Source organism: Pseudoalteromonas rubra (assembly GCF_000238295.3).
In the GTDB taxonomy this organism is placed as follows: domain Bacteria; phylum Pseudomonadota; class Gammaproteobacteria; order Enterobacterales; family Alteromonadaceae; genus Pseudoalteromonas; species Pseudoalteromonas rubra.
This window is the reverse complement of sequence record NZ_AHCD03000035.1, coordinates 795033-815615: the sequence shown is the minus strand read 5'-3', so window position 1 is coordinate 815615 and position 20583 is coordinate 795033. Positions and strand designations below refer to the sequence as shown.

Sequence of the window (20583 nt, the reverse complement as noted above, 5' to 3'; positions counted from 1 at the left end):
TCAGGCCACTCTGATCAATAACTGTTGAACAATCTTCGCTGTGGCTCCCCAAAGCAACCCATGCTCTGTCATAAGGGCATTAAAGGTCACAGTTTTTCCGTGCAACCGCGTTTGAACAGGTTGCCAGACCCCTTGTTGTGCGAGCAAAGACAATGGCAGGGTGAACACTTGCTCCACCTCATCACTGTGGGTTTGCCAGGTCGCATTTTGCGCTAAGGTTGCCAGCACAGGCGTAATACGAAAGCCGGTCAGTGTCGTATGCAAAGGTAAAATACCAACCGGATTAACTTGTAGCGGATCGAGGGCAATTTCTTCCTGGCTCTCTCGTAATGCCGTGGTGATCACTGATTTATCTTGTAATTCAACCTTGCCACCCGGAAAACAGAGCTGACTTGGATGACTGCGCAGCTGGGCACTGCGCTTACACAGCAACACCGAGGCTTCTCCATCCACCTCAAGCAGGGGGACTAATACCGCGCTTTCTTGTCCTTGCCCTGAAGCAGGCGCCTGATCCGAAGCACTTAAACTAAAGCGGCTGATGACATGTTGTAGATTCATAGGACGGGGAGTATCTTGTTCACCTTGTGATAAGTCTCCTGATACTCTAACTCACAGTCTGAGTCTGCGACAATCCCCCCACCGGCCCAGCAGTGAATTTTTTGCTGATGACAAACTAAGGTGCGGATGGTGATCGAGGTGTCCATGGTCCCACAGGCACTCAGGTAGCCAATTGAGCCGCAATAGGCGCTACGCCGGTGGGGTTCTAATTCTTCGATGATTTCCATTGCTCGGATCTTCGGCGCGCCAGTGATTGAGCCCCCCGGGAACGCGGCTTTCAGCTGATCAACCGCTGTTTTGCCTGCGGCTAATTGTGCGGTCACGGTGCTCACCAGATGGTGAACAGCTGGAAAGCTTTCGATTTCGAATAGCTTAGGCACCTGTACACTGCCTGGTGTCGCCACTTTGCCAAGATCATTGCGCAGCAAGTCTACAATCATCACATTTTCTGCGCGATCTTTGGGGCTTTGTTGCAACTGGGTGGCTTGCTGTGCATCTGCTTGTTTGTCGTCGTGCACTCTGGGCAATGTGCCCTTGATTGGTTTGGTCTCAACCTGGCCATTACGTACTGAGATAAAGCGCTCTGGTGACACCGATATAATGGCATCTTCTTCGAGATTTATGAAAGCAGAAAAAGGCGCCTGATTATTGGCGCGCAGCGTTTTATAAGCGCACCAGGTTGAGCCCTGGTAATCGGCAGTGAACCTCTGCGCCAGGTTTATCTGATAACAGTCGCCGCTTTTCAGATAGTCATGGATACGGGCAAATTTGTGCGCATATTCTGACTGGGTCATATTGGCCTGCCAGTGGCTGGTTAGCGTGAAGGTATCACTACTACTGGCCCCTTGTTTAATTAGTGACAGGTAAGTATTCAGCCGGTCGTATCCTGGTTGCGTAACAAAGTACCATTGATTGTTCAGGTTATCGTGTATCAGAGCATCAGGGTACAGACCCGCTATCATGTCTGGCAGTGCAATATCTTGTTTCGCGATTTGAGGCAGGGTCTCTATATATCGGCCAAGATCATAGCCAAAGTAACCGAGCCATCCTCCGGTAAAGGGAATATCTGTGTGGGGCGCAGAGTCGAGTGCTGCGAGCTTGTCTTGCATTAAGCTGAAGCCATCTTGCTCAATTTGTTCACCGTCGAGGTAAAATTGACTTTCTCTGGCTTCGAGTATGCACAGTGGGTTGATACTCATGATATCGAAGCGGCTATTTTCGTGATTGGCATCGCTGGAATCGAGTAATATTGCCAGTCGCTGGGAGACAAGGGTGTCAAACACCTCAATGGTTGACAAAGAAATGTCTAGTTCAATGGAATTACTACTTGGTTTTGTCATTTACTGAACCCGAATGCTAGCCCGAAACGGGCGAGGAGGGTATCATAATTGTCATTGAATCCCTAGTGCGTTTCCTTGTATTCCGTCGAGCGATTTTAGATAAGTGCAGGACTTTGGTCGCTAATCTATGATTGCGATACTCACTCATCGCAAGATGGTATATAATCGCGCCTCTCAATAAACACCGGTTTGCCTCGTCACAGGCCGGAGAATAAAGGAACCGTCATGAGTACTATTCGTCAGCAAGACTTCATTGACAGCATCGAAGATGCATTGCAATACATTTCTTACTATCACCCGTTGGATTTTGTACAAGCTTTAGAAAAGGCGTACGACAAAGAGCAAAGCAAAGCCGCTAAAGATGCCATTGCGCAGATCTTAATTAACTCTCGTATGTCAGCAGAGGGCAAGCGTCCATTGTGTCAGGATACCGGGATCGTGACCTGTTTTGTAAAGGTCGGTATGGATGTTAAATGGGATAAAACAGACTTGACTGTCCAGCAAATGGTAGATGAAGGCACACGTCGCGCTTATACCAATCCGGATAATCCATTGCGTGCTTCAATCGTTGCCGACCCTGCTGGTGCTCGTAAAAATACCAAAGACAATACGCCTTCTGTTGTCCACATTGATATGGTCCCGGGCGCAGAAGTTGAGGTGATGATCGCTGCCAAAGGTGGCGGTTCTGAAAACAAGACCAAAATGGTCATGCTTAATCCATCAGACGATGTGGCTGCCTGGGTAGAGAAAACTCTGCCAACAATGGGCGCTGGCTGGTGTCCACCTGGCATGCTGGGTATTGGTATCGGTGGTACCGCAGAAAAAGCCGCGGTTCTGGCAAAAGAGTCATTGATGGATCCAGTTGATATTCATGAGCTCCTTGAGCGTGGCGCGGAAACGGCGGAAGAGAAACTGCGTCTTGAAATCTTTGAGCGTGCAAACAAACTCGGTATTGGTGCACAGGGTTTGGGTGGCTTAACAACAGTAGTTGACGTTAAAATTAAGTCTGCGCCTACTCACGCTGCCTCTAAGCCAGTTGTGATGATCCCAAACTGTGCTGCAACACGTCACGTACATTTCACCCTGGATGGTTCTGGCCCGGCAGATCTTAAAGCGCCTAAGCTGGAAGACTGGCCGGAAGTAACCTGGGAAGTGGGGGAAGATACGCGTCGTGTTAACCTGGATGAAATCACCAAAGAAGATATTCAGGACTGGAAAATGGGCGAGACCGTGTTGTTATCTGGAAAGATCCTGACGGGTCGCGATGCAGCACACAAGCGTTTGCAGGACATGATTAACTCAGGCGAAGGGTTGCCAGAAGGGGTTGATCTGACCAACAAGTTTATTTACTACGTAGGTCCGGTAGACGCGGTAGGCGATGAGGTGGTTGGTCCTGCTGGTCCAACAACATCGACGCGTATGGATAAGTTCACCGATCTGATGTTAGAGAAAACTGGCCTGATTGGCATGATAGGTAAAGCGGAACGTGGCCCAGCGACAGTAGAGTCCATCAAAGAAAACAAAGCTGTTTATCTGATGGCTGTGGGTGGTGCTGCATATCTGGTAGCTAAAGCGATTAAGAAATCTAAAGTCGTTGCGTTTGAAGACCTGGGAATGGAAGCCATCTACGAATTTGAAGTGGAAGACATGCCTGTGACTGTGGCTGTAGACAGCGATGGTGTTAATGCGCACACTCAGGGCCCGGCAATTTGGAAAGCTAAGATTGAAGAGCTGGATAGCAAGCTGAAATAACAGCAATTCTAATTGCTTTATAAAAAGAGGGCATGTCCCTCTTTTTTTATCTTGTCGCTTTGTTTTGTGCTGAACTGGCTTCAGCGGCCATACTTGGCAACAGCCATCCCTTATTTCTAAATACGCCACCTTCCTCATCAGACCTCTCTTTATCGTACAAATAACCATACACAATCGGCTGTGTTGACGTTTACGTAAAGATTAACCTCTAAAAATCGTGAAAATAGTGAAGAATTAAACTCATATATTCAAATGGAGTGCATAATCAAGCCAATATATGACTATTTAATGTATCATGAAGGCAGGTTTAACGCTTTTAAGGTCAATATCAACTCATATTGTGGATTGGTTAGAGAGTTAGTGATACAGTTCGATGAATTTCAGCGCTATCTGACTTAAAGTCAGTCTATAACGGAGAACAAACAAAGTGGCTGTATTTAACCAAGTTGAATTTGATAACCACGAACAAGTAGTTTTTTGTTCTGATGAAGCATCGGGCTTGAAGGCAATCATTGCTGTCCATAATACTAAGCTTGGCCCTGCGGTAGGCGGTTGTCGCCTGTGGGACTATGCAGATGATGCCGATGCAGTCTATGACGTATTACGTCTTTCAAAGGGCATGACCTATAAAAACGCTGTAGCGCGTTTGCCTTTTGGTGGTGGTAAATCTGTGATCATTGGTGATGCTAAGAAAATTAAATCTGAAGCGTTATTCAGAGCGTTTGGTAAACACCTTGAACGCTTAGGTGGTAGCTACTATTCAGCAGAAGACGTTAACATCACCACAGGTGACGTAATGACGATGCACAAAGAGACCAATTATGTGATGGGTCTTGAAGGTAAAAGTGGTAACCCATCGCCTTTCACTGCATTGGGCACGTTCCTGGGTATCAAAGCAGCTTACCAACACAAGCATGGCCATCAGGACCTCTCTGGTGTGAAAGTATCTGTTCAGGGGCTAGGCGCAGTTGCTTACACTTTGTGTAAATACTTGCACGAAGCGGGTGCTGAGCTGTTTGTGACCGATATCAATCAGGCATCGATTGATAAAGTTGTAAATGACTTTGGCGCAACTGCTGTGAGCATTGATGAAATCTACGACCTGGACGTGGATGTTTACGCGCCGTGCGCACTGGGTGCAACAGTAAACGACGAGACTATCCCTCGTATTAAAGCCAACATTATTGCAGGTTGTGCGAATAACCAGCTTGCAGAATCAAGACATGGTGAGATCTTGCGTGAAAAGGGTGTGCTGTATGCACCTGACTATGTCATTAACGCGGGTGGTATCATTAATGTCTATTATGAGACAAAACCCGAAGGGTACAGCGAGGAAGCCGCAACTAAGCACGTTGAAGGCATCTACGACACCCTGACTGAAATCTTTGCTCGTTCTGATGCTGAGCAAAAGTCAACGCATCTGATTGCTGATGAGTTGGCACAAGAGATCATCGCAAACGGTTTGTAATCGTAAGCTGATGCAATCAATATAGAGGGGGATTACTCCCTCTGTATTGAATTATGAAAAAAATTACCCCTTCAGACTGGCCCAGAGCCGAACATTTTGACTTTTACCTTGGCTTCGAACAGCCTTATTTTAATATTACTACTCGCCTGAAGATGGGCACGCTGTACAGTTTGTGCAAGCAACAGCAACTCTCTTTTACCTTTAGCTATCTGTATTGTCTGAGCAAAGCTTGTCAGAATTACGAGCCTATTCGCTATCGGATAATGAATAACCATCCGTGCGTTGTTGATCAAGTTGAGATGAGCTGTGTATTTTTGCGTGAAGACAGAAGCTTTCGATTTGTGCCTTTGGTTGCTTGTGACGATATCCACGACTACATTAAAGAGAATGTAGCGCAGAAAAATGCGTATCTGGAACAGCCTTTGGTTAGTGAACACTTTTTGGCGACTTGTGAGACTCCACAGCAACTTTATTTATCCATTTTGCCGTGGCTGGACTTCAGTAGCTTTAGCCATGCCCGCAACGCAAAAGATAACCTTGGCATTCCAAAGTGTGTTTTCGGCCGCTTTGATGTACTAACGGGTGAATTGCCATTCTCTATTGAAGTGCACCATGCTTTGATGGACGGCTTACATGTAGCAGAATTTATCCAGGAAATAGAAATGCAGTGCCGGTTATTGTGTGAGCAGTTATTGGGCTAAGTCTCCCTCGCCGGTGCTATTCGCTGTTGCGCAAAGGTGAATGTTAAGTGTTCAGTAGATACCTAGATCCTTGATATTAAAAACGAAATAAATTACTGGGTTGTGCAAAATTAAGGCAGTAAATTGGGGCTAAATGGCTGTAATAAAATGTAAATAAAGTTGCTTTGTGTATGAAATATAAGTGCTTAAGGTTTTTATTCTTGGTTTCCTTGTTAATACGATGTTTTTTTTCAATTTATTTCATCGCGACAAGCAAAAATTGTTTTAAACATGAAGTTGACATGGGCAATAGCATTTAGCATTATTGCACGGTTGATACTGCTAAAAGTATCCGGGGTACTCTCTAAGAGAGTGCAAAAATTATAAAAGTAACATTACTTAATTGGTTGGGAACTATGTCTGTTAAAATCAGAAAGAGCCTTGTAGCTTCAGCGCTTTTTGGCGCAGCGGCAATTGCAAGCAGCAATGTGATGGCAGATCCTTTGAATGACATACAAAAAGTAGGTCAGCAAACTCAAACGGCTGCTAAAAAGTCTCAAGACAAGATTGATGGTATCTACGGTCAAACTATCGAAATGGTAGCTGAGTACCGTGGAATTGTTGACGAAACAGAACTTCTGAAAGTTTACAACGACCACGTAGCACGTTTGGTTGCAGACCAAAATGCAAATATCGAATCTCTAGAACGTCAGATCGCGACGGTTGATAAAACTAAGCAAGACGTTGTGCCTTTGATGTATCGCATGATTGATACACTCGAGCAATTCATCAAAGCGGACGTGCCGTTTGATACTGAAAAGCGTCTAGAGCGTATTGAGAGATTACGTGAGACACTTACTAATGCAAAAGTAACGACGTCTGAAAAATACCGTCAGGTACTTGAAGCATACAGCATTGAAACCAACTATGGTTCAGCAATGGTTGCTTCTCAAGGTTCTCTTGAGATCAACGGTAAAAACATCAATGTTGACTTCGCCCGTCTAGGCCGTATCGCATTTGTTGCTCAGTCTTTTGACCAGAAGCAAGCGTGGGTTTGGAACACCAGCAGCAAGCAGTGGGATCAGTTAGGCGAAGAATATCTGAAGCCTATCAAAGACATGATCCGTATCGCACGTGGTCAGGCTGCCCCAGAACTAGTTAAACTACCTATTTTCGGCGCGGAGTAATAAAACATGAAGAAACTATTTAAAGGTTTTGCCGTTGCTGCAGCATTAACAGTTTCTGCTGGTGGCGCATTGAACGCACACGCAAGCACTGAGTCTCTGGATAAAATCCTTGAGCAAGTAAAGCAGAACCGTATCTCTGAAGGTAAAATCAACAAAGCTCGCGAACAAGAGTTCCTGTCAGATCGTGCTGACAAGCAAGCTTTGCTGAACAAAGCTAAGCGCGACCTTGCTGCTGAAAAAGCACGTGGTGAGCGTCTTAACAAGGAATTCAAGCAAAACGAAGTAACACTTGCTGAGAAAGAAACTGAACTACTTAACGCACAGGGTACCCTGGGTGAGATGTTCGGTGTGGTACGTCGTAACGCTGCTGAAGCAATCGGTGCTATCGAAGCGTCAATCATCAGTGCTGAAAAGCCTGGACGTTCAGAAGTACTTCGTTCACTGGCAGCTGCTAAAGAACTACCAACTACTCGCGAGTTGGAAGAGCTTTGGATTGCTTTCCAAACTGAAATGACTGAGTCTGCAAAGATCTCTACTTTCGAATCTGAAGTAGCAGAACTGAGCGGCGACATCAATGTTAAACAAGTAACTCGTGTTGGTAACTTCAACTTGGTAACTAAAGACGGTTACGTTGTTTACGATGCAGAAAACAAACAAATCGTACCTTTAGGTAAGCAACCTTCTTCAGACGTTCTGGCAACTGTTTCTGATCTTCTGAGCACGTCTGCTAACCAGTACACACCTTTCGTTGTTGACCCAACGCGTGGTGCTATCCTACGCCTGAACACTCAGCGTGCAACTGTTGAAGAACGTTGGCACCAGGGTGACACAGTAGGTTACATCATCACTGCATTGTTGGCACTTGGTGCATTAATCGCTGTTGTTCGTTTCCTAGACCTAATGCTGGTTGGTGCGAAGATCAAGGCGCAAATCAAGAACGCTAACAACCCAAGTGACAGCAACCCACTGGGTCGTATCTTGAAAGTGTACCATGACAACAAGAACCAAGACGTTGAAAACCTTGAGCTTAAACTTGACGAAGCAATTCTACGTGAAACGCCTCGCATCGAAGCTGGTATCAACATCATCAAGATCCTTGCAGCTATCGCACCGCTACTAGGTCTACTAGGTACGGTTGTTGGTATGATCTTGACGTTCGAATCAATCACACTATTTGGTACTGGTGATCCGAAGATCATGGCAGGTAACATCTCTCTAGCTCTTGTTACTACTGCGCTTGGTCTAATTGCTGCGCTACCGTTAATCCTACTTCACGCTATCGTTGCGGGTCGTAGTAAATCTATCCTACACATTCTTGACGAGCAAAGCGCGGGTATCGTTGCTGCGCACGCGGAGAAGGAGAGAGCATAATGCTAGTCCTGGTGGAGACGTGGGAATCTATCAGGGATTTTGTTGCTACAGGCGGCGATGTATTATACGTGGTCGCGATAGCACTCTTTCTAATGTGGGTATTAATGATTGAGCGCTATTGGTTCCTATTGGCTGAATTTCCTAAAATTAAAAAGGGAATAGTAAGCAGATGGGATGCCCGCCAAGATACTACATCTTGGTACGCACACAGAATCCGCGATGCATGGATTTCTGAAGCGTCTGAAAAATTAGATGAGCGCATGTTGATTATCAAAACATTGGTTGCAATGTGTCCGTTAATCGGTCTACTCGGTACAGTAACAGGTATGATTTCGGTATTCGAAACCATGGCTACACAAGGTACAGGTAACCCTCGATTGATGGCCTCAGGCATCTCAATGGCAACGATACCAACAATGGCTGGAATGGTTGCGGCACTATCAGGTGTATTCTTTAGCACCCGTCTTGAAGCGAGAGCTAAGATGGCTAAAGAGAAACTAATTGATAGCTTGCCACATCACTAGAGAGAGATTTTATTATGGCACGTAAACAACGTTTTCGTGAGGAAGAAGAAGCAGCAGTAGACATGACCCCGATGCTTGACATCGTATTCATCATGTTGATCTTCTTCATCGTTACTACCTCTTTTGTTAAAGAGGCCGGTATTGAAGTTAAAAAGCCAAAAGCTGCACAGGCACAACAAACTAAGAATGCGAACATCTTCATCGCTATCCGTGAAAACGGTGAGATCTGGATGGATAAGCGTCAGGTTGATGTTGAGCGTGTAAGTGCGAACCTTGAAAATCTGTTAGCTGAGCAACAAACCGAGACCGTTATTATCCAGGCGGATAAAGGCGCGAAACACGGCGTAGTTGTTAAGGTAATGGACCAGATTAAGGCAACTGACGACGCCTTGAAGATTTCAATAGCTGGAGCTAAGTGATGATTCGATTTCTGTTTTCACTTCTTGCAGGTGGGGCAGTAACCTTCGGCTTATTCTTCTTTATGTCCTATCTCATCTCAGGAGGAGCGGATAGGGCTGATAATAAGAAGGAAGAGATCATAGTCGAGATTATGTCGAATCCGCCTGAATCAGATGTGCAGGAGAGGAAGCGTGTACCGCCTCCACCTCCTCCACCGCCAAAGCAGCCGCCTAAACCGCAGCCGCCTCAGCCTGAGAATGCTAACCCAAATGCAGGTGCAATTGGCTTTAACATGCCTAGCATCGACATCGGTGGCACAGCTGGTGGTTTAAGTGGTCCTGGTGATTTCGGTCGTGACGGTGAAGCAACACCTATCGTTCGTATCGAACCTAAGTATCCGCCTCAAGCAGCGCGTGATGGTAAAGAAGGCTGGGTACAGCTGCGCTTCACTATCAATGAGCTGGGCGGTGTAGATGACATTGAGATCATCGATGCTGAACCAAAGCGTATTTTCAACCGTGAAGCAAAACGTGCGCTTCGCAAATGGAAGTACAGACCTAAAATCGTTGATGGTAAGCCTCAGAAACAACCAGGTATTACTGTACAACTCGACTTTAAACTTAACCAAGACTAATAGGAGTAAGGTATGAAGCAAATGTCTAAAGCAACAGCTCTTGCTCTGATGATGTCTTTGGCTGGCGGTGCTTTAAGCACTGCCGCGTTTGCCGCACCAGATCCTGCAAAGATCGAAGCGCGTAAAAATGCCAAAACTAAGGTTATGGGTGAGCGAGTTGGTAAAAAGGTTATCAAAGCGTTTGACTTGTATAACGAAGACAAAGTTGATGAAGCAATTGCATTATTGCTTGAGATCGACGCGTCTGACGATTTCGACCGCGCTACGGTAAACCGTTACCTGGGTAACTTGTATGCTCAGAAAGAAGATTATCAAACAGCAATTAAGTACATCCGTCAGGCGATTGCGCCAGATGTGTTGAACTTTAAAGATCAGGGCGATCTTATCAAGTTGTTGGGTGACCTTCTGATTGGTACTGAGCAGTACGACGGTGCCAAGAAAGCTTACTACGACTGGATGGATTTCACTGGCGAACAAGACGCTAAAGTATATGGCCGTATTGCTCAGGCAAACTATGAACTTAAGCAGTTCAGAGATGTGATTGAGCCTGCGGACCAGGCAATTGCGTTAAACAAAGAAGAACCTAATAAGTCATTCTACATGCTTAAAATTGGTTCTTACTTTGAGCTTAAGCAGTTTAAAAACGCCGTAAAGGTGGCTGAAGAGCTGGTGAAATTGTTCCCTGAAGACCCGAAAATGTGGACTCAGTTGGGCTCCTTCTACATGCAGACGGAAGACTATAAAAAAGGTCAGACCGTGATGGAAGTGGCTTATAAAAATGGTTATTTTGAAAAAGAAAACCATTATAAAATACTGAGCAGCTACTACTCATTGAACGAAATTCCATACAAAGCCGCTAAGGTGATGGAAAAGTCGGTCAAAGAGGAGAAGGTTAAGCGCACTAAGCAAAACGTAACGGCAATTGCCAGCTACTATCATCAGGCTAAGCACATCAGTGATGCTGCTAAGTACTATGAAGAAGCTGCAAAGTTCGACGAAGATGCTGAGTTATACCGTAAAGCCGGTAGCTTGTTACTTCAGGACCAGCAGTACAACGCAGCCGTTGTTCGTTTGAACAAAGCGTTGGAACTGGGTTCTAAGAAAAAAGGTACAATCTACTCAGACTTAGCGGAAGCTTACCTCTATCAGGAAAAGTATAAGCAAGCATATACTGCGATTGTTAAGGCTCAGGAAGATCCTAGAACACGTAAATTTGCTCGCAGCTGGGCCTCTTTCATCAAAGAGAAAGCACAGCGTAAAGGCATCAGCCTTTAAGTCGAAAAAGCCCCGCAAGGGGCTTTTTGCTTTTATAGCTCCAGCTCACTTCACGCTGTCATCTACAGGACTATTCTCGACCTTAGTACACTGATTTAAGTACTAAAATCTCTCCTTATCTTTGTTATAATCTAACCCGATTGGGATCAGCTGTGCCTAGTGCATATCTGCAACGTGAAACAAGGTGGATAAACCGACATGAAAACCTCTCGGCGTTATGTGTCCTCAGCACTTGTGCTGCTGACTATGATTGGCGGCTGTACTGAACCGCAAGTAAACCTCCCTTATACAGAGTTGTCTGCGCAGCTCAGGCAACTTAATTGGTTTTCATCTTTAAGTCAGCCGCAGGTTTTACCTCAGAATGACCTTGCCGGATTACCCTTTACAGAACTTTATCTGAAAAAGCGTCACGATCTTTTGCAGCGCGCAGATCTGAACAGTTTTGGGGAAATGGCGGCCCAGGAAGCTCAGTATTTGAGCATACAGCAGAGATACCCAGAGCGATTTTTACCCTGGCCGGTACATATCAATCTCCCCGATGTTGCGCAAGAGCGTGGTGTGTTGTCGTCTCAACTGGATACCTGGTACGGATATGTAGAGTCACGTCTGAACGAAGCCCGGGAAAGTAAAATAGTGCTTAACCGGTTAGAAAGAAATCAGTTGCTTGAACATCTTACGCCCAAGGTAACCAAACAGTCACAAGCTGCGCGGCAGCTGGCGGAGTATTTGAAAAGTTACCGGGTCAGATCGTCTCTGGGGATGTACCAGCTGCCGAATGGTAAAGAGTGGTATCAGAGCAAGCTTAATTTCTATAGTGGCACTGTTAACGCGCCTGAATCATTGTTGAGTGAATTACAGAGTGTAACGAGTGATAGCCGCAATAGTGTAGAGGTGAATTACAAGGCTAGTGATCCTTTGGTACACCAGTTGCTGGCTAAGTGCGATAGAGTTGCGGGTTTAAATTGGCGGGACCAATTCGTATCGTTGCGTCAAACTGCCAGTCAGTGTGATGCCAATTGGACTAAAGGCGAACTTCGATTCGCCACTGTCATGATGGAAGTGGATCTGGGGGTGCATTACTTTGCGTGGTCGCAGAAACAAGCTCTGTTGGCACTGCAGTCTAGGTTAGCGCTGAATGAAGACCAGGCCTTTGTTGTGCTAAAGAATATCCTTTTCTTTCCTGCAACCAGCTTTGTGTTGTTAAACCAAATTACTTCTGCTTAGCCAGGCATTCAAGGCACCTTTGTGCGGCCGGGTCAACGGCGAGCAGGGTGTCCTCAATTTTCTTTTCACAGTCGCAACAGTAGCCAAACTGGCCTATGTCCATCTGGCAAATTGCAGCTTCTACTTTGACCAGGCGTTCAAAGTTCGGAAACTGACCCGGACAGATTCTGTCGGATGCGATATCGACCCATTCGTGTGGTGGCGCTGACTGTAATGTGCTGATCAACGCCTCGGTCGCATGGTTACTGGCTTGTTTTAAATCCGCAAGAAATTCGTGTCGGATCTGGTCCAGCTCAGCCTGCAGTTTTACCTGATAGTGATTCTTTAAATTCTCATTCATGGCGCTCTTCTCCTTTTCTGAGCATCCATTATCTATTAGGCAGTCGGCTCATTGTTATGATTTGAATCAAGCAGCGGGGACTTTGCGTATTTATCCAGCACGGATACCACATCATCTTTACTTTTCAGGCGTTTTATTTCATCGAATAAGGTATGAGCCTGCGGGTATTGTAATTTTAAGTAACCTAGCCACTGTTTGGTACGTGATGAAAAATACTTTTCTCCCACCTCAGGGTCCTGGTGCATTGAGGAATGTAATATGTGGTAAACCACTTCCTGCCATTCAAGAGGACGGTAGTTGCGTCCTTCGACATGTGCTTTTATCTTGGCTGCCAGATCTGGGGTAGCCAATGCTCCCCGGCCTAACATCAGGTTGTCGCAGGCGCTACGCTGCTGACAACGCATTGCATCTTCCACTTGCCAAATTTCGCCATTGGCAACAACAGGAATTGTCAGTCGTTCCAGAAGTGGTGGAATTTTTTCCCAGTAGGCCGGCGGTTTATAGCCATCCCGTTTGGTGCGGGCATGGATCACCAGGCTGGATGCGCCGGCACTTTGCACGGCGTCGACAATTTCGGTGCTGTTTGCATCGTCGTCAAAGCCAAGTCGAATTTTGGCACTGACTTCGTGTTCTTGTGGTACCGCTTCGCGAACAGCGCGAATGATCTGATATATTTGTTCAGGTTCTTTGAGTAGTACTGCGCCACCCTTACTCTTGTTGACCGTTTTAGCCGGACAACCAAAATTTAGGTCAACACCGTGAGAGCCCAGCTTTACGGCTTTTCTGGCATTAGCGGCCAACGCATGGGGCACCTGACCAAGCAGTTGAATGCGCACAGGCGTGCCTGCGCGGGTTAAACCGCCATTCAGCAGTTCAGGACAGTAACGCACAAAAACACGGCGCGGTAGTGTCAGGTCTACAACACGAATAAACTCAGTAACACACATATCAAACCCACCGAGATCGGTGAGCAGTTCGCGCATTTTGAAATCGACAACGCCCTCCATCGGGGCCAAAAATAGTTTCATTATTACCGCACCAGAAAAAATTCGCGCTATTCTATACGAGAGGAGCAGATTATTAATAGGGAAATGGAGATAAAAATTTCTCAAATGCTGAAATAAATATCTTCAGTCCGTGGTCTACTAAGCGAATCATCCATTTTTTATTGCTACCGATTGAGAGAGAACAACATGAAATCAGTAAAGAAAACCAACACACTTGCAATGACATTAGGTGCTGCTGTCGTTACTGCGGCTACTTTCAGTGCACCAGAAGCTGCTGCTAACCCATTTAGCTTTGAGCAAATGACGGCTGGTTATCAGTTAGACGCTGGTGAAGGCAAATGCGGCGAAGGTAAATGTGGCGGCGATGCTAAAGGTAAAAAAGAAGGCAAATGCGGCGAAGGTAAATGTGGCGGCGATGCCAAAGGTAAAAAAGAGGGCAAATGCGGCGAAGGTAAATGTGGCGGCGATGCCAAAGGTAAAAAAGAAGGTAAATGCGGCGAAGGCAAATGTGGCGGCGATGCCAAAGGTAAAAAAGAAGGTAAATGCGGCGAAGGCAAATGTGGCGGCAAAACCAAAAAAGAAGGCAAGTGTGGTGAAGGCAAATGCGGTGGCCACGCATAATCTGTGATCAGGCTAAGGAGTGATAATGAATAAACCGTTTGGTATGGTGGGGATGGGCCTGAGGCGTGAAATGCTGGATGATATTCTGGCTGCGCCGCCTCAGCAGGTAGACTATTACGAAGTCGCACCAGAAAACTGGATGACGCTCGGTGGCAAATACGCTGCTCAGTTTTCAGAGTTAACGGCCCGGCACCCATTTGTCTGTCATGGTTTATCATTATCACTCGGATCACCGGCACCGCTTGATACCGAGTTTGTCAGTGATCTGAAAACCTTTTTTAGCCAACATAACATACGCTGCTATAGCGAGCACTTGAGCTATTGTTCAGGGGGCGGGCACATGTACGATTTGATGCCGATCCCTTTCACTGAAGAAGCCGTACTGCATACCGCAGCACGGATCCGGGAAGTACAAGCGCGTCTGGAGCGTCGTATCGCGGTAGAAAACGTCTCCTATTACGCTGCACCTGGCCAGCAATTATCAGAGCTGGACTTTACCCTGGCGGTATTGCAAGAGTCTGATTGTGACTTGCTGCTGGATGTGAACAATATTTACGTTAACTCAATTAATCATGGTTATGATGCCAGCGCGTTTCTAGCGGCGATGCCCAGTGAGCGCATTGCATATGGCCACATTGCTGGTCATTATGTTGAGGCAGAAGACTTGCTCGTCGATACGCATGGCGATGCAGTGTGCGACCCTGTCTGGCAGCTATTGCAGGAGGCGTATCGCATACATGGTGTGTTTCCGACTTTGCTTGAACGAGATTTCAATATACCGCCTATGCCTCAGTTATTGGATGAGGTAGATCAGATCCACACCGTACAGCGTCTGGATAAGTCACACAGAGGGATCGCCTGATGTCATTTCAGCAAATCCAGGCCGATTTTATGGCCCACATTAAGAATCCTAGCAAAAACCCTGCGCCGAAAGACATTGAAGACAGGCGAATGCAAGTGTATCGAGAGCTATTTTTCAATAATATTGAAGGATTTGTCGCCTCTACATTTCCGGTACTGAAAAGCCTCTATGATGAACAAGCCTGGCTAACGCTGGTGCGAGCATTCTTTAGCCAACATGACTGCTTGTCTCCCTACTTTTTGGATATCAGCCGGGAGTTTTTGAGCTTTCTGCAAGAGGGGTATACAGCCACACCTGCGGATCCGCCTTTTATGCTCGAACTGGCCCATTATGAATGGACTGAGTTGGAAGTGGCAATTGTGCAGGAAGCTGAAGCAGAGTTACCGATACCGCTGCCTTTGTCTGAGCAGTCGGGGCTGCATCTGGCGCAGGCTGCACGGAGTGTGAGTTATCAGTATCCTGTGCACCAGATAACCTGTGACTATCAGCCCCAGAGCACCTCAGGCCCTCATTGCTTTATCGTTTATCGCGATAGGGCATTTGACGTACAATTTATCGAAACTAATCCAATGACGGCATTGTTGATCCAAAACATTGTTGTTAACCCCGGGATAACCATAGGTGCGTTGGCTGCACATCTGGCTGAACAATTTAGTCAATTTGACGAAGAGACGCTGATCAATGGCGCAATCCAGACGCTCAGTCAGTTTGTTCGCCTCGGCATATTGGTCGATAAAAAAGCATAATTCCCCTTTATCAGTTTGTTAAGTTCGATTATTATGGGCGCCGTTTTGTCGTGCTTATGCTGAGTGCATGACAGGCAGCTGATCCCGGGCAGTTTTGCCCTCCTCAGGCTGCTTGCTCACCCAGCGCTTAATAAATAAAGGTGTAATATGTCTAAAGGTGATTTTAAAGATCCGTTCAACGCGAAGTATTTCCTGGCTTTTATCGCTGTATTTGCTGGCATTGGTTGCCTGAATGCAATTCTAGGCTGGGCGACTGCACTGAGCGCTTAATCGCTACATAGAACCCAGAGTTAAAAGCCACCTGTCGATTGGGTGGTTTTTTTCTATCCGAACATTGCGAAATTATCGCAAAATCCTGCCTCTTGGCATTTCATGTCATTGCTTTCTTGTTATAATCGAGCTCTTTGATATTAAAACTTATTAAGCATTCGATTATGACACAAGCAAATTTGTCACTGATTAAAGACAGCATCGCAACGGTTCCTAACTACCCGAAAGAGGGGATCATGTTTCGTGATGTGACGACCTTGTTGGCTAATCCGGCAGCATTCAAAGCAACGATGGATTGCCTGGTTGAAGCATACAAAGATCAGGGCTTCACCAAGATCATTGGTACTGAGTCTCGTGGCTTTATCTTTGGCGCGCCGTTGGCTTATGAATTGGGTTTGCCGTTTATTCCGGTACGTAAGCCGGGTAAGTTACCGCGCGAAGTGATTAGCCAATCTTATCAGCTTGAGTATGGTGAAGATGTGTTAGAACTGCATACTGATGCTGTAGAACCGGGCGATAAAGTTCTGTTGGTTGATGATTTACTGGCAACCGGTGGTACCATTGAAGCGACCGCTAAACTGGTTGAGCGCCTTGGTGGTAAAGCTACAGACGCTGCCTTTGTTATTTCATTGCCAGAACTGGGCGGTGAGAAGCGCGTTGCAGACATGGGCATTAAGGTGCTTAAACTGGTCGAGTTTGACGGCGAGTAACGCACGATGAGTTATCAGGTTCTGGCGCGTAAATGGCGCCCACAGTCGTTCCACGAGATGATGGGGCAGGAGCATGTTAAACAGGCGCTCATTAATGCATTGAATGAGCAACGTTTGCATCATGCCTATCTGTTCACAGGTACTCGCGGAGTGGGTAAAACGACCATTGCCAGGATCTTCGCCAAGAGCCTGAATTGTGAGGTGGGGATCACCTCCACCCCGTGTGGTCAATGTAGTGCGTGTGAAGAGATCGAAGCCGGTAAGTTCATTGATCTTATTGAGATAGATGCTGCATCGCGCACAAAAGTTGAAGACACAAGAGAAATTCTGGACAACGTGCAATATGCACCAACTCGCGGTCGCTATAAAGTGTATCTGATTGATGAAGTGCACATGTTGTCCAAGCACAGCTTTAATGCTTTGCTTAAAACCCTGGAAGAGCCCCCGGAGCACGTTAAGTTTTTGCTGGCGACCACAGATCCGCAAAAATTACCGATCACCATTTTATCGCGCTGCTTGCAGTTTAACCTCAATGCGATGGCACAGAGCCAGATAGTGACACAACTGTCACAAATTTTGCCTCAGGAATCTGTCAATTTTGAAGAGCCTGCGTTAGAAGTGCTAGCTAAGGCCGCAGACGGCAGTATGCGTGATGCACTCAGCCTGACCGATCAGGCCATCGCGCAAACCAATGGTGAGCTAACTTTGCCAGCAGTACAGCAAATGCTTGGCCTGATGGACAGCAGTCATGCGGTATTGCTGATGGCGGCTGTATTGTCACAAGAGGGAGAAGCTTTGTTGGCGGAAGTGGCCGACATTGCCCTGAAAAATGGTAATTTTACCAGTGTGCTGGACGATTTGATTAGCTTACTGCATCTGGTTCAGCTAACTCAGTTGGTACCTCAGGCGGCTAATTTTGGTCAGTTTGAAGCTGAGCAGGTGAAGACGCTGGCACAGCAGTTAACGCCGCAAAACACTCAGTTTATGTATCAGTTATTGTTGGTTGGAAAAAAAGATCTGAGCTGGGCGCCTGAGCCTAAGCTGGGCTTTGAAATGATTATGCTGAGATTGCTGGCATTTGAACAGGCTGACTTTAGTCAGCCGGCTGGCTCAGCACCTGCCGCAGCTGCAAAAGATCCCGGTAAGGTTGGTAAGCTCAGAGACATGCTGAGTGCAAAGCCACGTGGCCCACAGGCTCAAACCAGTGCATCTGCCCCTGAACATCATAGTGCAACAACGCAAAGTCAGTTGGTAACACCAGATCCGCAACTCGCACCGCAAAACACTGCGGAACTGGCTGCACCGCCAGGCGCACCGCTGACGCATCAGAGTGCTCCGCCTGCACAGGTGCAACAAAATGATGTACCAGTTACTGCTCACCAAGCGGATGTCCCTGCGCACCAGGTTCCGGTACCGCAGGCCAGGCCAGAGCGAGTGGCACCAGTTATTCAGGATGAAGGTGCAGCTCCGAAACAGACTCCGCCTTCAGCGCCTCAGCCGATGCCGGGCGATGCCTCGATTGAGCAACAATACCAGGACATTATGGCTCAGGCCGAATCTCAGGGGTATGAGCAGTACCAGAGCGAGCCTCAGTCTCAGCCAATGCCAGCGCATCAGCAACCGGAGCAGGGTCAACAACCTCAGCACACACCGGTTCAGCAACTGGCACAAAAGCAGCAACAGGCGCAGTCGGCGATTGCCCGGATATTACAAAATCGGCAAATTTCCGGTGCGGGTAAGTTGTTGGGAGGAGAGGACGAAGGAAAAAAGTCTGAGCCACAGCAGGGAGCTGGACCTGAGTCCGGCGCTGTTGCATCAGGCAGACATTTCCCGCCAACGTCAGCAGAGCCTGTACAAAGCGGGCCTGTACAAAGCGGGCCTGTACAAAGCGGGCCTGCGGAAACCCAGATACAAGAGCAGGTGCCTCAGCAAGCGCAGCCGCAGCCTGGCTTTCAGCCTGTTGCACCGGTTCGTAAAGCGAAAAAGCCGGATATGGCTGAGCGCTTCAAAAAAGATGAAAGTAAGCTGGCACCTGAGTTGCTTGAGCAATTAGCACCTCAGGCACCAGGTGAGCAGGAAGCACAGGAAAGTACGCTGGATATCCCTGCACCTGAGAATTTTGTCAGTCCAATCAGCGATATTAAATTCGCCCATCAAAAAGACGACTGGGCGCAGATGATTGAACAAATGCAACTCGGTGGCCGGGTAAGGCAGTTTGCACTGCATGCCATGTTTAATCGTCAGGACCAGCACTGTACATTGCTGGTGGAGCAAAGCCAGCAGCATCTGGACTCCAGCATGCTCAGAGATAAACTGCATGAAAGTCTGACTAAGCGACTAAATACACCGGTCGAGTTGAATATCGAATTTGTAGATGCGGTAACGAACACACCGTTTTTGATCCAGCAGGATATTGATCAGCAGAGATATCTTCAGGCGGTTGATGCGGTTAATCATGACCCCGTGATCCAGGCCTTTGCCCGTGAGTTTGAGGCCTCGGTAGATGAAAAGTCGGTAAGGGCATTGTAATTGCGCGAGTAAGCCCTTATCTTGTATCCAATAGAATTTTAATTTTTGAAGTGTAAGAGAGCAGAGTATGTTTAAAGGTGGAATGGGCAATATCATGAAGCAGGCGCAGCAAATGCAAGAGCGCATGGAAAAAGCCCAGGAAGAGATTAAAAACCTTGAAGTCGTTGGTGAAGCAGGTGCAGGCCTGGTTAAAGTCACTATGCTTGGTAGCCACAACGTGCGTCGTGTAGAGATCGACGAAAGCCTGATGGAAGATGACAAAGACATGATTGAAGACCTGCTTGCAGCTGCGGTCAATGACGCTGTACGCCGCGTAGGCGAAGAGTCGCAAAAGCGCATGTCAGAAGTCACCGGTGGCATGCAGATGCCTCCGGGGTTCAAAATGCCTTTCTAATTGAAAGTAAAAGAAAAATAGCGCCGTATGGCGCTATTTTTTTGCCTCATATTTAGCAAATCTGCGACTAATACAACGAGGATAAAAATGAGCAAGCGCGCATTGATTTTACCGCCCAATTTTATGTGGGTTGTTTATGCGATGATACTGATGATCCTAGTACACCTGTTAGGCAGTGTCTTTGGCTTACCTGTAGGGCGTTTCGGTGTCATCCCACTGAGTGTTAATCACTTGAGTGGAGTGCTTACTGCGCCTTTTATTCATGGTAGCTGGGGCCATTTGGCAAGCAATTTGGTAGGCTTGTCCATCAGTGGCTATCTGGCCGCCAGGTTGCCTAATTTTAAAAGAGCAACCTTGTTTATTGTCGTTACGACAGGGCTGCTTGTCTGGCTTTTAGCTGGTTCAGGTAATCACATTGGTGCATCGGGTGTGGTGATGGGCTATTTTGGTCTGTTGCTTGGCGCAGCCGTATTTAACCGCAACGTGCTGGGTATTGTGAGCTTTATCGCTTTACTGTTACTTACTTATTATGCCAATATCAGCTTTTTAGGGACGCTGTTTGATTTCTCTGCACAAACAAGCAGTTCAAGCCATATTTTTGGTTTTATCAGCGGATTAAGTGCCGCTTATTTTACGAAGACAAAGTACATGAACACGAGCGGGGAATAGGCTGACAACGGCCTAAAATGCTG

At 46.8% G+C, this 20583-nt stretch carries 22 protein-coding genes; 18 read left to right on the top strand and 4 right to left on the bottom strand.

Annotation, left to right across the window (positions count from 1 at the left end):
• Both PRUB_RS14700 and pabB read right to left on the bottom strand, forming a co-directional pair.
• A complete protein-coding gene (locus PRUB_RS14700; protein ID WP_010381835.1) occupies positions 1–558 on the bottom strand; it encodes a CoA pyrophosphatase in 558 nt (185 codons plus the stop codon).
• Positions 555–1898 carry an aminodeoxychorismate synthase component I gene (gene pabB, locus PRUB_RS14695; protein WP_010381832.1) on the bottom strand — a complete coding sequence of 448 codons (1344 nt, stop codon included), beginning with the start codon at positions 1896–1898 and terminating at the stop codon, positions 555–557. Before pabB ends, PRUB_RS14700 begins: the two co-directional genes overlap by 4 nt.
• A 225-nt stretch (positions 1899–2123) precedes the next feature.
• On the opposite strand from pabB, the gene PRUB_RS14690 reads away from it, so the two are divergent.
• The 10 genes from PRUB_RS14690 (at position 2124) to PRUB_RS14645 (ending at position 12412) form a co-directional block, all read left to right on the top strand.
• On the top strand, positions 2124–3650 hold the full coding sequence (locus PRUB_RS14690; protein ID WP_010381830.1) for a fumarate hydratase: 1527 nt from the start codon (positions 2124–2126) through the stop codon (positions 3648–3650).
• Between the two features lie 427 nt (positions 3651–4077).
• Positions 4078–5118 carry a Leu/Phe/Val dehydrogenase gene (locus tag PRUB_RS14685; RefSeq protein WP_010381828.1) on the top strand — a complete coding sequence of 347 codons (1041 nt, stop codon included), beginning with the start codon at positions 4078–4080 and terminating at the stop codon, positions 5116–5118.
• A gap of 53 nt (positions 5119–5171) precedes the next feature.
• Positions 5172–5819 carry a CatA-like O-acetyltransferase gene (locus tag PRUB_RS14680; protein WP_010381825.1) on the top strand — a complete coding sequence of 216 codons (648 nt, stop codon included), beginning with the start codon at positions 5172–5174 and terminating at the stop codon, positions 5817–5819.
• A gap of 395 nt (positions 5820–6214) precedes the next feature.
• Complete coding sequence (locus PRUB_RS14675; RefSeq protein WP_010381823.1) at positions 6215–6985, top strand: DUF3450 domain-containing protein; 771 nt, start codon at positions 6215–6217, stop codon at positions 6983–6985.
• A 6-nt stretch (positions 6986–6991) separates the two neighbouring features.
• Positions 6992–8356 (top strand): MotA/TolQ/ExbB proton channel family protein, encoded by a 1365-nt coding sequence (locus tag PRUB_RS14670; RefSeq protein WP_010381819.1) that lies wholly within the window; start codon positions 6992–6994, stop codon positions 8354–8356.
• Positions 8356–8880 (top strand): MotA/TolQ/ExbB proton channel family protein, encoded by a 525-nt coding sequence (locus PRUB_RS14665; RefSeq protein ID WP_010381817.1) that lies wholly within the window; start codon positions 8356–8358, stop codon positions 8878–8880. Before PRUB_RS14670 ends, PRUB_RS14665 begins: the two co-directional genes overlap by 1 nt.
• 14 nt (positions 8881–8894) lie before the next feature.
• The gene (locus PRUB_RS14660) at positions 8895–9299 is read left to right on the top strand and encodes an ExbD/TolR family protein (protein WP_010381814.1); all 405 of its coding nucleotides are present in this window, start codon (positions 8895–8897) and stop codon (positions 9297–9299) included.
• Complete coding sequence (locus PRUB_RS14655) at positions 9299–9913, top strand: energy transducer TonB (protein WP_021032687.1); 615 nt, start codon at positions 9299–9301, stop codon at positions 9911–9913. Before PRUB_RS14660 ends, PRUB_RS14655 begins: the two co-directional genes overlap by 1 nt.
• A 12-nt stretch (positions 9914–9925) precedes the next feature.
• Positions 9926–11188, top strand: coding sequence for a tetratricopeptide repeat protein (locus PRUB_RS14650; protein WP_010381808.1), 1263 nt, complete (start codon positions 9926–9928; stop codon positions 11186–11188).
• A 198-nt stretch (positions 11189–11386) separates the two neighbouring features.
• Positions 11387–12412, top strand: coding sequence for a hypothetical protein (locus tag PRUB_RS14645; protein WP_010381804.1), 1026 nt, complete (start codon positions 11387–11389; stop codon positions 12410–12412).
• Here the strand turns inward: PRUB_RS14645 and PRUB_RS14640 are convergent.
• Together PRUB_RS14640 and PRUB_RS14635 are read right to left on the bottom strand one after the other, a co-directional pair.
• Positions 12399–12752 carry a TraR/DksA C4-type zinc finger protein gene (locus tag PRUB_RS14640; protein ID WP_010381803.1) on the bottom strand — a complete coding sequence of 118 codons (354 nt, stop codon included), beginning with the start codon at positions 12750–12752 and terminating at the stop codon, positions 12399–12401. The genes PRUB_RS14645 and PRUB_RS14640 overlap by 14 nt on opposite strands.
• Before the next feature lie 35 nt (positions 12753–12787).
• Positions 12788–13780 (bottom strand): tRNA-dihydrouridine synthase, encoded by a 993-nt coding sequence (locus PRUB_RS14635; RefSeq protein WP_010381801.1) that lies wholly within the window; start codon positions 13778–13780, stop codon positions 12788–12790.
• A gap of 165 nt (positions 13781–13945) precedes the next feature.
• On the opposite strand from PRUB_RS14635, the gene PRUB_RS14630 reads away from it, so the two are divergent.
• The 8 genes from PRUB_RS14630 (at position 13946) to PRUB_RS14600 (ending at position 20560) form a co-directional block, all read left to right on the top strand.
• On the top strand, positions 13946–14380 hold the full coding sequence (locus tag PRUB_RS14630; RefSeq protein ID WP_010381799.1) for an HvfA family oxazolone/thioamide-modified RiPP metallophore: 435 nt from the start codon (positions 13946–13948) through the stop codon (positions 14378–14380).
• A gap of 25 nt (positions 14381–14405) precedes the next feature.
• The gene (locus PRUB_RS14625; protein WP_010381796.1) at positions 14406–15242 is read left to right on the top strand and encodes an HvfB family MNIO-type RiPP peptide maturase; all 837 of its coding nucleotides are present in this window, start codon (positions 14406–14408) and stop codon (positions 15240–15242) included.
• Positions 15242–15988, top strand: coding sequence for an HvfC family RiPP maturation protein (locus PRUB_RS14620; protein WP_010381793.1), 747 nt, complete (start codon positions 15242–15244; stop codon positions 15986–15988). The genes PRUB_RS14625 and PRUB_RS14620 overlap by 1 nt, the downstream gene beginning before the upstream one ends.
• A gap of 147 nt (positions 15989–16135) precedes the next feature.
• A complete protein-coding gene (locus PRUB_RS26610; RefSeq protein ID WP_010381788.1) occupies positions 16136–16258 on the top strand; it encodes a hypothetical protein in 123 nt (40 codons plus the stop codon).
• Positions 16259–16422: 164 nt separating this feature from the next.
• Positions 16423–16968: an adenine phosphoribosyltransferase gene (gene apt / locus PRUB_RS14615; protein WP_010381785.1), complete on the top strand. Its 546-nt coding sequence runs from the start codon at positions 16423–16425 to the stop codon at positions 16966–16968.
• Between the two features lie 6 nt (positions 16969–16974).
• The gene (gene dnaX / locus PRUB_RS14610) at positions 16975–19497 is read left to right on the top strand and encodes a DNA polymerase III subunit gamma/tau (RefSeq protein ID WP_010381783.1); all 2523 of its coding nucleotides are present in this window, start codon (positions 16975–16977) and stop codon (positions 19495–19497) included.
• A gap of 67 nt (positions 19498–19564) precedes the next feature.
• Positions 19565–19891 (top strand): YbaB/EbfC family nucleoid-associated protein, encoded by a 327-nt coding sequence (locus tag PRUB_RS14605; RefSeq protein ID WP_010381780.1) that lies wholly within the window; start codon positions 19565–19567, stop codon positions 19889–19891.
• Positions 19892–19978: 87 nt separating this feature from the next.
• A complete protein-coding gene (locus PRUB_RS14600) occupies positions 19979–20560 on the top strand; it encodes a rhomboid family intramembrane serine protease (RefSeq protein WP_010381777.1) in 582 nt (193 codons plus the stop codon).
• Positions 20561–20583: the final 23 nt, after the last annotated feature.

Bases quoted from the DNA above. Each gene is read 5' to 3' on its own strand.
- PRUB_RS14700 (WP_010381835.1), bottom strand. From the start codon at position 558: ATGAATCTACAACATGTCATCAGCCGCTTTAGTTTAAGTGCTTCGGAT.
- pabB (WP_010381832.1), bottom strand. From the start codon at position 1,898: ATGACAAAACCAAGTAGTAATTCCATTGAACTAGACATTTCTTTGTCA.
- PRUB_RS14690 (WP_010381830.1), top strand. From the start codon at position 2,124: ATGAGTACTATTCGTCAGCAAGACTTCATTGACAGCATCGAAGATGCA.
- PRUB_RS14680 (WP_010381825.1), top strand. From the start codon at position 5,172: ATGAAAAAAATTACCCCTTCAGACTGGCCCAGAGCCGAACATTTTGAC.
- PRUB_RS14675 (WP_010381823.1), top strand. From the start codon at position 6,215: ATGTCTGTTAAAATCAGAAAGAGCCTTGTAGCTTCAGCGCTTTTTGGC.
- PRUB_RS14670 (WP_010381819.1), top strand. From the start codon at position 6,992: ATGAAGAAACTATTTAAAGGTTTTGCCGTTGCTGCAGCATTAACAGTT.
- PRUB_RS14665 (WP_010381817.1), top strand. From the start codon at position 8,356: ATGCTAGTCCTGGTGGAGACGTGGGAATCTATCAGGGATTTTGTTGCT.
- PRUB_RS14660 (WP_010381814.1), top strand. From the start codon at position 8,895: ATGGCACGTAAACAACGTTTTCGTGAGGAAGAAGAAGCAGCAGTAGAC.
- PRUB_RS14655 (WP_021032687.1), top strand. From the start codon at position 9,299: ATGATTCGATTTCTGTTTTCACTTCTTGCAGGTGGGGCAGTAACCTTC.
- PRUB_RS14650 (WP_010381808.1), top strand. From the start codon at position 9,926: ATGAAGCAAATGTCTAAAGCAACAGCTCTTGCTCTGATGATGTCTTTG.
- PRUB_RS14645 (WP_010381804.1), top strand. From the start codon at position 11,387: ATGAAAACCTCTCGGCGTTATGTGTCCTCAGCACTTGTGCTGCTGACT.
- PRUB_RS14640 (WP_010381803.1), bottom strand. From the start codon at position 12,752: ATGAATGAGAATTTAAAGAATCACTATCAGGTAAAACTGCAGGCTGAG.
- PRUB_RS14635 (WP_010381801.1), bottom strand. From the start codon at position 13,780: ATGAAACTATTTTTGGCCCCGATGGAGGGCGTTGTCGATTTCAAAATG.
- PRUB_RS14630 (WP_010381799.1), top strand. From the start codon at position 13,946: ATGAAATCAGTAAAGAAAACCAACACACTTGCAATGACATTAGGTGCT.
- PRUB_RS14625 (WP_010381796.1), top strand. From the start codon at position 14,406: ATGAATAAACCGTTTGGTATGGTGGGGATGGGCCTGAGGCGTGAAATG.
- PRUB_RS14620 (WP_010381793.1), top strand. From the start codon at position 15,242: ATGTCATTTCAGCAAATCCAGGCCGATTTTATGGCCCACATTAAGAAT.
- PRUB_RS26610 (WP_010381788.1), top strand. From the start codon at position 16,136: ATGTCTAAAGGTGATTTTAAAGATCCGTTCAACGCGAAGTATTTCCTG.
- apt (WP_010381785.1), top strand. From the start codon at position 16,423: ATGACACAAGCAAATTTGTCACTGATTAAAGACAGCATCGCAACGGTT.
- dnaX (WP_010381783.1), top strand. From the start codon at position 16,975: ATGAGTTATCAGGTTCTGGCGCGTAAATGGCGCCCACAGTCGTTCCAC.
- PRUB_RS14605 (WP_010381780.1), top strand. From the start codon at position 19,565: ATGTTTAAAGGTGGAATGGGCAATATCATGAAGCAGGCGCAGCAAATG.
- PRUB_RS14600 (WP_010381777.1), top strand. From the start codon at position 19,979: ATGAGCAAGCGCGCATTGATTTTACCGCCCAATTTTATGTGGGTTGTT.